Below are 12,455 nucleotides of genomic sequence, written 5' to 3' on the forward strand. Positions count from 1 at the left end.
GGGTTTCAGCCCCGCGGCAGGAACGCCACGCAGGAGCCCGAGATTTCCAGATGCACCACGCCCGAGGCGTCGGCCTCGAAGGCGGCGGGGGCGCGCACCGGCAGGCGGACATCGCCGACGGCGACGTTGAGCACGCAGTGGTCGCCGCGGAAGCTGCGGTCGATCACCGTCGCGGCGCATCCGCGGAGAGCGCCGACCACGATCTGCTCCGGACGCAGGCAGACGTTCGCGCGACCGTTGACGCCGGCCGCGACCGCGCCGAGCGGCATGGCGCCGATCACGGTCTCCGCGAAGCCGTCGCGGATCACCGCGTCGAGAAACACGGCCGCCCCCGTGATCCGCGCGACCTCGGGGCTCGCAGGCGTCGCATAGACCGCAAGCGGGTTTCCCTGCTGCGCGATCAGTCCTTCATGCATCACCGCGACGAGGTCGGCGCTCGCGAAGGCCTCCTCCGGGTCGTGGGTGACGAGGATGGCGGAGGCGCCGGTCCGCCGGAGCGTGGCGACCACCTCCGTCGAGATCGCGCGGCGGAGGTCGAGGTCGAGGCCGTTGAACGGTTCGTCGAGCACCACGACGCCCGGCCGCGGCGCGAGCGCGCGGGCGAGCGCAACGCGCTGCTGCTGGCCGCCGGAGAGTTCGTGCGGGTAGCGCCCCGCGAGTTCCGAGACGCCGACGAGGCCGAGCGTCTCGTCGATGCGCGCCTTCGTGCGCTCGCGCCGCGCCAGCCCGAATCCGACATTGCCGGCGACGGTGAGATGCGGGAACAGCGCGCCTTCCTGCGGCACGTAGCCGATGCGCCGCTTTTCCGGCGGCAGGTGCGCGCCGGGGCCGGCCACCACGCGGCCGTCGATCGCGATCTCGCCGCCGTCGAGCCGGTCGAAGCCCGCGATCAGCCTGAGCAGCGTGGTCTTGCCGCAGCCGGAAGGCCCGAGCAGCGCCGCGATCTCGCCGCCGGCCACCTTCAGATCGACGCCGCGCAGCACGGCGTTCCCGCCATGGGCCTTTCGCACGTCGCGGGCGCTGATGCTGGTCATCGGAGGTCGTTGAGCTCGAGGCTGCGGCGGGTGAACACATAGACGGGGATCGCGGAGACCGCGACCAGCAAGGCCGCGAACGGAGCCGCCGCCGCATAGCGCCCGTCATTCGCCTGGGACCAGACCTCCGTCGCAAGCGTGGAGACGCCGATCGGCGCCAGCATCAGCGTCGCCGTCAGCTCGCGGGCGAGCTCCAGCGTGATCAGCGCGAGGGCGCCCCCGACCCCCGGCAGCACGTTGGGCAGCGTGACGGCGGCGAAGGCCCCGAATGGTCCGCGCCCGAGGCTGCGCGCCACCTCCTCCAGCCGCGCCGGCGCCAGCTCCAGCGAGGCGCGCAGAGCGGACTGCGCAAGCGGCAGGAACAGCACGGCGTAGGCCGCGAACAGCAGGCCGGCGGTCTGATAGGCCGCGGGAAAGAAACGGATCGAGAAGAACACGAGGGCGAGCGCCACCACGAGGCCGGGCAGGCCGTGCACGACGTATGGCAGCTTCTCGGCGAGCGCCGACAGCATGCCGCGATGGCGCGTCGCCGCGATCGCGAGCGGGCTCGCGAGCGCAGTCACCACGATCGCGCCGGGCACCGCCAGGCCGAGCGTGCCGACGACCGCCGGCCAGAGATCATGGCTGGCGTGGCCGATCGACCGGCCCACCAGCAGCCAATAGGCCAGCATCGCGAGCGGCGCGCCGAGCGACAGCGCGGCGAGCGCAGCCATCGCGCCGAGAACCGGCGCCTTCGCCCGTCCGAGCCGCGCCGGCGGCGCGCGACGCCTGCCGCCCTTGCCGCTGCGGGCGAAGCGCATGTCCCTCCGAAGCCGCATTTCGCCGAGCGCGGCGGGAAGCGCCAGCGCCAGCAGCACCGCGGATTGGAGCGCCGCGGTCGCCCCATCGAATTCAAGCTCGTAGGAATCGAAGATCGCGGTGGTGAAGGTCTGCACCCGCAGCAACGAGAGCGCGCCGAACTCCGCGAACATGTGGGTCAGCACCAGCAGCGAGCCGGCCCCGAGCGCAGGCCACGCCTGCGGCAGCGTCGCGCTGAAGAACGCCGCCCACGGTCCGCGGCCGAGCGACCGCGAGACGTCCTCGAAGCCCGGATCCATGCCGCGAAGCGCCGCCGCCACCGGCAGGTAGACCAGCGGGTAGTGCGACAGAGCGAGGATCAGGATCGCGCCGCCCATGGTCTGGAACGCCGCGCCCATCGACGCCCAGGCGAAGCTCGCGACGAAGGCCGGAACCGCGAGCGGCAGCGCCGCGATCACCCGCCACCAGCGCAGGCCGGGCAGGTCCGAGCGCTCGACGCACCATGCGGTCGCGACGCCGATCACGGCCGACAGAACGGTCACCGAGACCGCGAGCGTCACGGTGTTGACCAGCAGCTCCGCGGTGCGCGCGCGGAAAATCTCCTCGACTGCGACGGCGAGCCCGGCCGACCATGCTCTCGCTGCGACATAGGCGAGCGGCAGCGCGATCAGCAGCGTCGGCAGCGCGGCCGCGAGCAACAGCCAGAGCGGCGGCCCGGCGTCGCGTCGTCGCCCGCTGCTCGCGACCGCGAGGCTCAAGCGAGCCCGGCCTCGCGGCGGAGCGCCCGGGCCAGATCGGCGTCGCCGATGTCTTCGGGCGTGATGTCCGGCGGGTCGAGCTCGTCGATCGGCTTCAGCGCGTAGGGCGACGTCACGCCGGGCCGGACCGGATATTCCGCCACCGCATCGACCAGCGCCTGCTGGCCCGCCGCGCTGACGAGGAAGCCGAGGAAGCGCTGGGCGATGTCCTGCCGCTTGCTGGACTTCAGTATTCCAGCCGGAGACAGCGTCAATAGCGCGCCCGGATCCTTGTGGCCGATGTAATAGAGCTGACATTTCATCTTGTCGTCGCCGATCTCTTCGGCGACGCGGAACCAGTAATAGTTGTTGACGAGCGCGACCGGAACCTCGCCGCGCTGCACGCCCTGCACCGCCGCGACGTTGCCGTTGTATATCCGGCCGTTGTCCTTCAGGCCCTTCAGCCAGGCGACCGCGGCGTCGCGACCCTTCATCTTCACGATCGTGAGCGTCTGCGCCTGGAACTCGCCGCTGGTCGGCACGAAGCCGACCTTGTCGCGCCATTCGGGCTTGGCGAAGTCCATCACGGTCGAAGGCAGCGCCTCCAGCTTGATCATGTCGGTGTTGTAGGCGACCACCCGGCAGCGGGCGCTGACGCCGATCCAGGCGCCGTCCTTCGCTGCGAACTGAGGCGGAATCTGCTTGAGCGTGTCAGGGTTCGCCGTCGAGAGCAGACCGCGCGCGGCGAGCGTCAAGACGGGGGCGATCTCTTCGGAATAGAACACGTCGGCCGGCGAGGCGTCGCCTTCCTCCAGAATCTGGTTGGCGAGTTGCGCGCTGTTGCCCCGTCGGATCGCGACGCGGACACCGGTCTCGCGGGTGAAGGCCTCGACGATCGCGGCGGTCGTCTCGGCGTGCTGGCCGTTATAGAGCGTCAAGGTCTCGTTCTCGGCGGCGCGGAGAGGCGAAATTCCGCGCGCCGACGCGACGCCGACCAGCCCTGCGCCCGCAAGCAAAAACCTACGGCGATCGCAGTTCTTCATTAGAATAACTCCAAATAATGGCGTCGTTCGACGAGAGGAGAAAGGAGTCTCAACCCGCCGCCAAGTCAACCGCGCGCGCCGGTTGCAGGCCATGACATTTCGCGGGATCGGGGCGCAGGCCGGCCGTTCGCGCAGATCGGAGCCGGGAGGCGGAATCGCATAGCTTCCCTCCGGAATCCCACTAGCCTCCTATTAGATAGCGTCCTATCTAATTTGCCATGATCAATCGCTCTCCCCCCGACCCGGCGACTGAATTCGGCTACGCGCTCGGCGTCGTCGCCCGCCGCTGGCGCAAGGCGCTGGACGAAGCGCTGGCCTCGTCGGGGCTGACGGACGCAAGCTGGCGTCCGCTGATCCATCTCGGCCGTCTCGGCGACGGCGCGCGGCAGCACGATCTCGCGCGCTCGCTCGGCATCGAGGGCCCGTCGCTCGTGCGCCTGCTCGACAGGCTGGAGACCGCAGTGCTCGTCGAGCGCCGCGAGGATCCCTCCGACCGGCGCGCCAAGACGCTGCATCTGACCCCCGCCGGCCGCGACCTTGTCGAGCGCCTGCAGGTGGTGGTGCGCAAAGCCTGCGCGGACCTGGTCGAGGGCGTCAGCGAACAGGACGTCGCAGCCTGCCAGCGCGTCTTCGAGCACATTCTCGCGCGCGAGAACACGGACGTCCGGCCATGAGCGCGACCACCGCGGATCGCTGGATCTTCGCGCTTCGCACCACGATCGCGGCGCTGCTCGCGGCCTATGTCGCCTTCCTTGTGAACCTCCCGCAGGCCTCCACCTCGATGATCACGGTGGTGATCGTCTCCCAGCCGCTCGCCGGCATGGCGCTGTCGAAATCGCTCTACCGCGTCACGGGCACCATGATCGGCGCGGTCGTCGCCGTCGCCCTGACCGCCGGGCTGAACGACCAGCCCGAGATCTTCGCGCTCGCAGCCTCCGCCTGGATCGGGCTCTGCGTCGCCGCCTCCACCTATCTGCGCGACGCGCCCGCCTCCTATGGCGCCATGCTGTCGGGCTACACGGTCGCGATCATCGCGTTTCCGAACGTCGAGACGCCCGACGCGGTGTTCCTCGCAGCCCTCGACCGCGCGTCCGAAATCTTGATCGGCATTGTTTGCGCGACGACGCTGAGCCAGGTGTTCTTCCCGAAGAGCGCCGCCGACGCGCTCCGCGACGCCACCGCCGCGGCCGTCGCCTCGGCCGCCGACTGGGCGGCGGACACCCTCCGCGGCCGCGGCGAGCCGAAGGCCCAGCGCGACCGCCGGCTGCTGATCACGCGCGTGACCAAGCTCGACGGACTGCGGATCCACGCCTCGTTCGACAGCGCCGCGGTGCGGTTGGCGAACCGGCGCATCCGTCTGCTGCACGCGCGCATCGTCGGCTTCCTGGCGCTGCTGGTCTCGATCCACGACCGGCTCGATTTGCTGCGCGCCGACCGGCCCGACCATTTCGAGCGGCTGAAGCCACTGCTGGACGCCGCCGCCGACACCATGGCGAAGGGGGCCTCCCCGGCGTCGCGGGACGAGACCGCCAGGAGGCTGCGGGCAGCGGCGCCGGACGTCGACGCCATGCGGGCCGACCGCGCCATGGTGCTCGAACGCACCATACTGCTGCGCGTCGCCGACATCGTCGAGCTGCGCGACGACCTGGACGTCGAGGCCGTGACGACCGCTGCGGAAAGCGCGAGCCAAAGCGGCGAACCGACGCTCGCCCGCTATCGCGACCACACGCTTGCGCTGGTCTCCGGATTGGCCGCCTTCGCCGCGCTCGCGGTCACCTGCGCCTTCTGGATCGAAACGGGCTGGGACGCAGGTTCCGGCGCGCTGATCATGGTGGCGGTGATGATGAGTCTTTTCGCCCAGCAGGACGACCCGGCGTCCTCCGCGATCGTGTTCTTCGTCATGACCGCAGCGGGGACCCTGCTCGCGGCGGTCTACGCCTTCGCCATCCTCCCTCATCTCGAGGGCTTCGAGGAGCTCGGCCTCGCGCTCGCGCCTTTCCTGCTCGTGACAGGCTACGTCATGGCGATCCCGCGATACGCGCTGGCCGCCCTCGCCTTTGGGTTGGGCGCCTTCACGCTCATAGGCCTGACCAACGTGATGACGCCCGATTTCCCGACATTCGCCAATAGCGCGGTGTCCACGCTGTTGGGCATCGGAGTCGCGGCCGTACTGCTGCGAGTGCTGCGCCCGATCGGGGCGGCGTGGCCGATCGCCCGGCTGACGGCCGGCGTCCGCTCCGACCTCGCCAAGGCCTTCGCAGGCCGCAGCGCCCCGAGCAGGCTCGCCTTCGAGAGCCGGATGTTCGACCGTGTGGACGGCCTGATGACGCGGCTCGACCCCGGCGATCCGGACCAGCTCGCGCTCGAGCAGGGAGCGCTCGCCGGCGTCCGCGTCGGGCTGAACGGGCTCGCGCTTCGGGCGATCGTGCGCGACCTGCCGCCCGCCGTCGGCGCGCCGGTCGCCCAGGCGCTGGCCGAGCTCGCCCGCCATTTCCGGCGTCTCGCCCGCGGCGACAGCTCGGCCCCGCCCTTCGACAAGCTGGACACGGCGCTCGAGGCTGCGCTCGCGGCCGACCTGCCTCCCGAGCACGGCGCCGACGAAGCCCCGGTGTGGATCTCTTCGCTTTCCACCAGCCTCGCCCAGCATCCCCGCATGTTCGGCGCGGCGACCCGGGAGCGCGCGGCATGATCAAGGAACTCGATCTTTTCGGCGTGTTCGCGCCGCCGCTGCTCGGCTACGTCGCGATCGCGGCCGTCGTCTGGCAACCGCTGCGCATCCTGCTCGAACGCGTCGGCTTCTACCGGACGATCTGGCATCCCGCGCTGTTCAACGTCTCGATCTACGTCGTGATCCTGGCGGCCGTCATGGCCGTCCTCAAATGAGGTCCCGCTGATATGCCGTCGCTCAAACGGAGCCTTGGGGTCGTCGTGACGCTCGCCGCCGTCGGGCTCGCGGTCGTGGCGGGCGTCTACGCCTGGCGCGTCTATGTCGACACGCCGTGGACCCGCGACGGGCGCGTGCGGGCCGACGTCGTGCAGCTCGCGCCTGACGTGGCGGGACCGGTGTCGGACCTCAGGGTCGGCGACAACCAGCAGGTCCGCAAAGGCGACGTGCTGTTCGTGATCGACCAGGCGCGCTTCAGGCTCGCCCTCGACATCGCCAAGGCGACCGAGGCCGGCCGCGCCAGCGACCTCGACCAGAAGCGCCGCGAGGCTGAACGGCGCGACAGGCTGACGACCGCGGCGCTCTCCGAGGAGGCCCGCGAGCAGGCGCACAACGCGCTCGACGCCGCCGACGCCGCCCTGCGCAAGGCGATCGCCCAACGCCAGACCGCCGAGCTGAACCTGGAGCGCAGCGAGGTGCGCTCGCCGGTCAACGGCTACGTCACCAACCTGCTGCTGAAGGCCGGCGACTACGTCACCGCAGGCAAGGCGGTGATCGCGATCGTGGACAGCGACAGCTTTTATGTCGCCGGATATTTCGAGGAGACCAAGGTCCGCCTGATCCGCGAGGGCGACGCCGCGACCGTGCGGCTGATGGGCCATTCCGAAGATATAAGGGGCAAGGTCCAGAGCGTCGCCCGCGCGATCGTCGACCGCGACAACGCGCTCGGCTCCGACCTCACGGCCAACGTCAACCCGAGCTTTTCCTGGGTCAGGCTCGCCCAGCGCGTGCCGGTGAGGATTGCGCTCGAGAACGTGCCGCCGGACGTCCGGCTGACCGCCGGCCTCACGGCGACCGTCGTCGTCACGCCGTCGGGGCCTTGATCGACGGCGCCTCGCGGCTCGTCACGGCCGTCGCGGGGCCTTTCCGCGGGAGCGCTATCGGCCGTCGGCCTCACACAGGCGGGCCGCCGTTATCGCGGCATGGCGACGGGCGCCGACGATGAGGGCGGCAAGACCGATCGCCGACGTCGCGGCTCCCGCCAACGCCACCGCCGGATAGCCGAGCCCGGCGGCGATCACGCCGCCTCCCAGGGCCGCGCCAAACGCGTTGCCGAGGTTGAACGCGCCAATATTGACCGCAGAGGCGAGGTTCGGCGCATCGGCCGCTTCCGACATCACCCGCACCTGCAACGGCGGGACCAGTGCGAAGCTCGCGATGCCCCACAAGAAGATCAGCACGGCGCTGGCGCCGGCATGGCCCATCAGCAGTGCGAAGGCGACCAGCACCGCCGAAAGTGACCCCAGCGTCACGATCAGCGTCCGGTCGACGGACCGATCGGCGAACCGGCCGCCCAGCCAGTTTCCGGCGGTCAGGCCCACGCCGTAAGTGAACAGCATGACCGTCACGAAAGTCGACGAGGCCTGCGTCGCCTCGCGCAGAATTGGAACGATGTAGGTGAAGACCGTGAACATCGCGCTCGACGCGATGACGGTCAAAGCCAGCGCGCCGAGCACCGGACCGCGCATCAATGCACGCAGTTCGGCCGCCGCGTTGGACGTATCCGGCGCGGGCAGCCTCGGCAACGTCAACCGCAGCGCCGTCATCGTCATGACGCCGAGCGCGGCGATGCCCCAGAAAGATGCGCGCCAGCCGAGATGCTCCCCCGCCCAGGTCGCGAGCGGTACGCCGACCACGTTGGCGATGGTGAGCCCCATGAACATCGCCGCGACGGCGCCGGCTCGCCGCTGCGGCGGCGCCAGATCGGCGGCGACGATCGATCCGACGCCGAAGAATGCGCCGTGATTGAATGACGTAAGGATGCGGGCCGCCATCAGCATCGCGTAGCTGTCGGAAACGGCCGAGAGGATATTGCCGAGCGTAAAGATCCCGGCGAGCCCGATGAGCAGCGCGCGCCGCGGAACGCGGCCCGTCGTCAGCGTCATCAGCGGCGCGCCGATCATCACGCCCAGCGCGTAGGCGCTGATCAGCAGACCGGCTGCGGGGATCGAGACGCCCAGATCGGCGGCGATCAAGGGCAACAGTCCCATCGGCGCGAACTCCGTCACGCCGATGCCGAAAGCGCCGACCGACAGCGCGGCCAGTCCTGGATTGAGCTTCATCACGGCCTCAGACTGCGCGCGGCGCCAGGCGGGCGAAGCCCTCCTGCTGCCGATAGGGCGTATGGGGATAGGGCGGCAACACGTCGCTGGCCGCATCGAGAGCGGCGATCTGCTCGGCGGTCAGCGACCAGCCGACGGCGCCGAGATTCTGACGCAACTGCTCCTCGTTGCGCGCGCCGATGATCACCGATGAGACGGTCGGCCGCTGGAGCAGCCAGTTGAGGGCGATCTGCGGCACGGTGCGGCCCGTCTCGGCGGCCACGGCCTCGATGGCGTCGATCACGCGATACAGATGTTCGGCCTCGACAGGCGGGGCGAACTGCTCCGTTTCATGGAGGCGGCTGCCGTCGGGCGCCGGCCGATTGCGGCCGATCTTGCCGGTTAATCGCCCCCAGCCCAACGGGCTCCACACCAGCGCGCCGACGCCCTGATCGAGGCCCAGAGGCATGAGGTCCGCCTCGTAGGCGCGCCCGATCAGCGAGTAATAGACCTGATGCGCGACGAGCCTGGGCCAGCCATGCCGATCGGCGGCGGCCTGCGCCTTCATCAACTGCCAGCCGGGATAGTTGGAAACGCCGGCATAGCGGAGCTTGCCGGCGGCGATGAGCCGGTCGAGCGTGCTCATCAACTCCTCGACGGGGGTCGAGGCGTCGAAGGCGTGAAGCTGGAGCAGATCGATGTGATCGACCCCGAGGCGCTTCAGGGAGGCGTCGACCGCGCGGATGAGCCGAGACCGGGACACGCCCCAATCCTGAGGCCCGTCTCCCGTCGGCAGGCCTGTCTTGGTCGAGATCAGCACGGCGTCGCGGCGTCCCCGGATCGCCTCGCCGAGGATCTCTTCCGAGGCGCCGCTGGAATAGACGTCCGCCGTGTCGAACAGCGTCACGCCGGCTTCGAGACAGATGTCGATCAACCGTCGTGCGTCGCTCGCGTCGCTCTGCCCCCATGCGCTGAACAGCGGACCTCGACCGCCGAAGGTGCCTGTTCCGAAACTCAGGACCGGAACGCGCAGTCCCGAGGATCCCAGTCGCCTATATTCCATGGTCCGCTCTTCCGCTGATATTCTGGCGCATAGATAGAGGGTGACCGGCTGCGGAATTATCCTGTCTTTGCGGTGAGGATATTTGCGATGGACGCAAAGATGGTGTCAGGCGCCGACCGCGCCCATTCACTGGCGATGTTCGTCGCCGTCGTCGAACAGGGCAGCTTCTCCGCCGCGGCGCGCCTGCTGGGGCTCAGCCCTTCGGCGGTCAGCCGGACGGTCGACCGGATCGAGACGCGGCTCGGCGTGCGGCTCCTGCTTCGCTCGACGCGCGCTTTGACGATCACCGCAGAGGGTCAGGCCTATCTGCGCGCGGCGCGCCGGATCCTCGCCGATCTTGACGACGCCGAGCAGCAGATAGCCGACCAGGGCGCGCCGCGCGGGCGCCTGAGAGTGAGCGCCGCGTTCTCCCACGGGCGGCTATGCGTCGTCCCGCTGCTTGGAGAGTTTGCGGCGCTTTTCCCTCACATCCTCGTCGACATCGCGCTGACCGACACGCTGGTCGACATCGCCGCCGGCCATGCCGACATCGCGGTGCGCTTCGGGCCCCTCTCCGACAGCGCGCTGACCGCGCGCAAGCTCGGAGAGACCCGGCGCGTGATCGTGGCCTCGCCGGACTACCTTCTTCGCTTCGGAACCCCGCGGGTTCCGGAGGATCTGCAACGGCACAACTGCCTGAATTTCAACTTCCGCCGAGCGGAGCCGGTCTGGCCTTTTCGCCGCTCGGGCTCCGACTTCGCCATGACCGTCAAAGGCAGCATCGAAGCCAACAACGGAGAGACGCTGGGTCAACTCGCGGCGATCGGCGTCGGCGTCGCCCGCGTGGGCGCCTTCAGCGTTGCGCAGGAGATCGCGGAGGGACTGCTGGTTCCAATACTGGAGGAGTTCAATCCGGGGGACGTGGAATTCATCCACGCCGTGTTTGTAGGCGGCGCCTCCACGCCGGCGCGCATCCGAGCTTTCGTCGATTTCCTCGCGACCCGGCTGCGATGAGACGTCGACATGCGCGCTCGCGAACGGGCCCGCGGGCTCGCCAGCTATCCTGCTTCTCGCCGCGCGCGACGATCGTGAGCGCGGCGGCGGATCAGCCGTAACGCCGCCCCGCTTCTATGGTGAGCCCCGCGCCGACGGCGCCGAAGATATCGCCTTCGACGACGCGCGCCTCCGGCGCCTCGCCAAGGATCGCGGCGCGGACATGCGGGATGCGGGTCGAGCCGCCGGTGAGGAAAACCGCGTCGATCTTGTCGGGGCCGACGCCGGCGCTCGTCAGGCAGCGGCGGATGTGCGCGGCGATCTTCTCGCCGAGCGCTCTTGTGTGAGCCTCGAAAGCCTGCCGCCGGATCGGCGCCTTGAGGCCCGCTTCCGCGAAATCGAGGGGCAGTTCGGTCTCGTCGCCGTCCGACAGCCGGATCTTGGCGTGCTCGACCTCGGCCGCCAGTCCATGGCCGCGCTCGTCGTCGATCACGCGGATCAGCCGGTCGAGGAGATCGGGCCGGGAGGCCTCGCGCCGCACTTCGCGGATCTGGCGCAGCGAGCGGCCGTCGTAAAGCTTGTTGATGCTCGACCAGGTGGCGAGCTCGTGGAAATAGACCGACGGGACCTCAAGCTCCTTCCGCTTCATGGCCGAGCGGAAGCCGAGCAGCGGCATCACCGAGCCCAGGCTGAGGCGCCGGTCGAAATCGACGCCGCCGACGCGCACGCCGTCATTGGCCAGGATGTCGTCCTTGCGGTCCTCCCGTCCGCGCCGACCGGGCCCTATCCTGACGACGGAAAAATCCGAGGTGCCGCCGCCGATGTCGGCGATCAGCGCAAGCTCTTCGCGCGCCACGGCGCGCTCGTAGTCGAGCGCGGCGGCCACCGGCTCGAACTGGAACGAGACGTCGCGATAGCCGATCGACAGCGCGATCTCGCGCAGCGTGTCTTCGGCGCGTGCGTCGCCCGCCGGGTCGCCGTCGACGAAATGCACCGGGCGGCCATGCACGACGGCGTCGAGCTCCCGGCCGGTCTCCGCCTCGGCGCGGCGCTTCACGATGGCGAGGTAGCGGGCGATGACCTCGCGGAACTTCACCCGCTCGCGGCCCACCTGCGTGGCCTCATCGATAAGGCTGCCGCCGAGCACGGATTTGAGGCTGCGCATCAGCCGCCCCGCCTCGCCGTCGAGATAGGCCGACATCGCCGCGCGCCCCACCTTGGGGGCGGCGGCCGGCGCGAAGAAGATCGCGCTCGGGATTGTGGTCTCGTCGCCCTCAAGCCGCGCGAGTTCGCCCGAGCCCGAAACGCCGAGCGTCGTGTTGGAGGTGCCGAAGTCGAGGCCGCAGGCGGTCATGGCGCATCAAATCTCGGACGGAGAAAGGGCCGCGTCTTCTAGCCGTCTCACGTCGGCGCGTCGATGCGCGGGGCAGCCTGCTGGCTCGACGGACCTGGCGGCCGTGACGATCGTTACGGTCTGGGTATCGCCCGCCTATGCTCCGTGTCGTATCCTCTCGACGCCGAAGGTCGCCTCAATAGAAGTCGAGAGTCGTCGATGACAGCGGTCCACTCGTTGGCGACCTGCGCGGCCGTCGTGTCCTTCTTGTGCCTCGCTGGCCCGACTTATGCCGACGACCCGTTCTCGGGAACATGGGCGCCGAGTTGCTCGCCGCGCCCGTCCAAAGAGGTCGACAACAAGCTCGCCACGATCACCTTCTACGGCGGAGCTCTCAAGTTCTCGGGCTACGAGTGCGAGATCGCCGGATGGAAAAAGGAGCGCCGCAGATACAGCTCCGACCTCACATGCTTTCGAAAGGACGAGGCT

General features: G+C 69.7%; 12 protein-coding genes (1 of these 12 running past the window's edge). 6 read left to right on the top strand and 6 right to left on the bottom strand.

The genetic code is table 11. The features are described from left to right. Positions 1 to 5: 5 nt before the first annotated feature. Genes PKE75_RS10390 through PKE75_RS10400 form a run of 3 tightly spaced genes read right to left on the bottom strand, consistent with a single transcriptional unit; the run spans position 6 to position 3,612 of the window. Positions 6 to 1,034: an ABC transporter ATP-binding protein gene (locus tag PKE75_RS10390; RefSeq protein ID WP_271168662.1), complete on the bottom strand. Its 1,029-nt coding sequence runs from the start codon at positions 1,032 to 1,034 to the stop codon at positions 6 to 8. Then, positions 1,031 to 2,590: an ABC transporter permease gene (locus PKE75_RS10395; protein ID WP_271168663.1), complete on the bottom strand. Its 1,560-nt coding sequence runs from the start codon at positions 2,588 to 2,590 to the stop codon at positions 1,031 to 1,033. The genes PKE75_RS10390 and PKE75_RS10395 overlap by 4 nt, the downstream gene beginning before the upstream one ends. Then, entirely contained in the window at positions 2,587 to 3,612 is a 1,026-nt protein-coding gene (locus PKE75_RS10400) for an extracellular solute-binding protein (protein ID WP_271168664.1), read from the bottom strand. The genes PKE75_RS10395 and PKE75_RS10400 overlap by 4 nt, the downstream gene beginning before the upstream one ends. Positions 3,613 to 3,830: 218 nt before the next feature. Here PKE75_RS10400 and PKE75_RS10405 point away from each other — a divergent pair, with 218 nt between their 5' ends. The 4 genes from PKE75_RS10405 to PKE75_RS10420 are packed head-to-tail and all read left to right on the top strand — an operon-like array spanning position 3,831 to position 7,380. After that, on the top strand, positions 3,831 to 4,286 hold the full coding sequence (locus tag PKE75_RS10405) for a MarR family winged helix-turn-helix transcriptional regulator (protein ID WP_271168665.1): 456 nt from the start codon (positions 3,831 to 3,833) through the stop codon (positions 4,284 to 4,286). Further along, positions 4,283 to 6,301, top strand: a complete 2,019-nt coding sequence (locus PKE75_RS10410) for an FUSC family protein (RefSeq protein WP_271168666.1) — start codon at positions 4,283 to 4,285, stop codon at positions 6,299 to 6,301. Before PKE75_RS10405 ends, PKE75_RS10410 begins: the two co-directional genes overlap by 4 nt. Then, entirely contained in the window at positions 6,298 to 6,495 is a 198-nt protein-coding gene (locus PKE75_RS10415) for a DUF1656 domain-containing protein (protein ID WP_271168667.1), read from the top strand. Before PKE75_RS10410 ends, PKE75_RS10415 begins: the two co-directional genes overlap by 4 nt. 12 nt (positions 6,496 to 6,507) lie before the next feature. Next, complete coding sequence (locus PKE75_RS10420; RefSeq protein ID WP_271168668.1) at positions 6,508 to 7,380, top strand: efflux RND transporter periplasmic adaptor subunit; 873 nt, start codon at positions 6,508 to 6,510, stop codon at positions 7,378 to 7,380. A 54-nt stretch (positions 7,381 to 7,434) separates the two neighbouring features. Here the strand turns inward: PKE75_RS10420 and PKE75_RS10425 are convergent, their stop codons facing one another. Both PKE75_RS10425 and PKE75_RS10430 read right to left on the bottom strand, forming a co-directional pair. After that, positions 7,435 to 8,619 carry an MFS transporter gene (locus tag PKE75_RS10425; protein WP_271168669.1) on the bottom strand — a complete coding sequence of 395 codons (1,185 nt, stop codon included), beginning with the start codon at positions 8,617 to 8,619 and terminating at the stop codon, positions 7,435 to 7,437. A 7-nt stretch (positions 8,620 to 8,626) separates the two neighbouring features. Further along, the gene (locus PKE75_RS10430) at positions 8,627 to 9,661 is read right to left on the bottom strand and encodes an aldo/keto reductase (RefSeq protein ID WP_271168670.1); all 1,035 of its coding nucleotides are present in this window, start codon (positions 9,659 to 9,661) and stop codon (positions 8,627 to 8,629) included. Positions 9,662 to 9,748: 87 nt separating this feature from the next. Here PKE75_RS10430 and PKE75_RS10435 point away from each other — a divergent pair, with 87 nt between their 5' ends. Continuing rightward, positions 9,749 to 10,654, top strand: a complete 906-nt coding sequence (locus PKE75_RS10435) for a LysR family transcriptional regulator (RefSeq protein WP_271168671.1) — start codon at positions 9,749 to 9,751, stop codon at positions 10,652 to 10,654. A gap of 91 nt (positions 10,655 to 10,745) precedes the next feature. Here PKE75_RS10435 and PKE75_RS10440 read toward each other — a convergent pair whose 3' ends face one another. Beyond that, positions 10,746 to 11,987: an Hsp70 family protein gene (locus PKE75_RS10440; protein WP_271168672.1), complete on the bottom strand. Its 1,242-nt coding sequence runs from the start codon at positions 11,985 to 11,987 to the stop codon at positions 10,746 to 10,748. A gap of 198 nt (positions 11,988 to 12,185) precedes the next feature. Here PKE75_RS10440 and PKE75_RS10445 point away from each other — a divergent pair, with 198 nt between their 5' ends. After that, on the top strand, positions 12,186 to 12,455 hold the 5' portion of the coding sequence (locus PKE75_RS10445) for a hypothetical protein (RefSeq protein ID WP_271168673.1). 102 nt of this gene lie beyond the right edge of the window; the window shows 270 of its 372 coding nt (coding positions 1-270); the start codon lies at positions 12,186 to 12,188; the stop codon falls past the right edge of the window.

Source organism: Hansschlegelia plantiphila, assembly GCF_027922265.1.
Lineage (GTDB): Bacteria > Pseudomonadota > Alphaproteobacteria > Rhizobiales > Methylopilaceae > Methylopila > Methylopila plantiphila.

Coding starts and splice junctions, on each gene's coding strand:
- PKE75_RS10390 (WP_271168662.1), bottom strand. CDS start 1,034: ATGACCAGCATCAGCGCCCGCGACGTGCGAAAGGCCCATGGCGGGAAC.
- PKE75_RS10400 (WP_271168664.1), bottom strand. CDS start 3,612: ATGAAGAACTGCGATCGCCGTAGGTTTTTGCTTGCGGGCGCAGGGCTG.
- PKE75_RS10405 (WP_271168665.1), top strand. CDS start 3,831: ATGATCAATCGCTCTCCCCCCGACCCGGCGACTGAATTCGGCTACGCG.
- PKE75_RS10410 (WP_271168666.1), top strand. CDS start 4,283: ATGAGCGCGACCACCGCGGATCGCTGGATCTTCGCGCTTCGCACCACG.
- PKE75_RS10415 (WP_271168667.1), top strand. CDS start 6,298: ATGATCAAGGAACTCGATCTTTTCGGCGTGTTCGCGCCGCCGCTGCTC.
- PKE75_RS10420 (WP_271168668.1), top strand. CDS start 6,508: ATGCCGTCGCTCAAACGGAGCCTTGGGGTCGTCGTGACGCTCGCCGCC.
- PKE75_RS10425 (WP_271168669.1), bottom strand. CDS start 8,619: ATGAAGCTCAATCCAGGACTGGCCGCGCTGTCGGTCGGCGCTTTCGGC.
- PKE75_RS10430 (WP_271168670.1), bottom strand. CDS start 9,661: ATGGAATATAGGCGACTGGGATCCTCGGGACTGCGCGTTCCGGTCCTG.
- PKE75_RS10435 (WP_271168671.1), top strand. CDS start 9,749: ATGGACGCAAAGATGGTGTCAGGCGCCGACCGCGCCCATTCACTGGCG.
- PKE75_RS10440 (WP_271168672.1), bottom strand. CDS start 11,987: ATGACCGCCTGCGGCCTCGACTTCGGCACCTCCAACACGACGCTCGGC.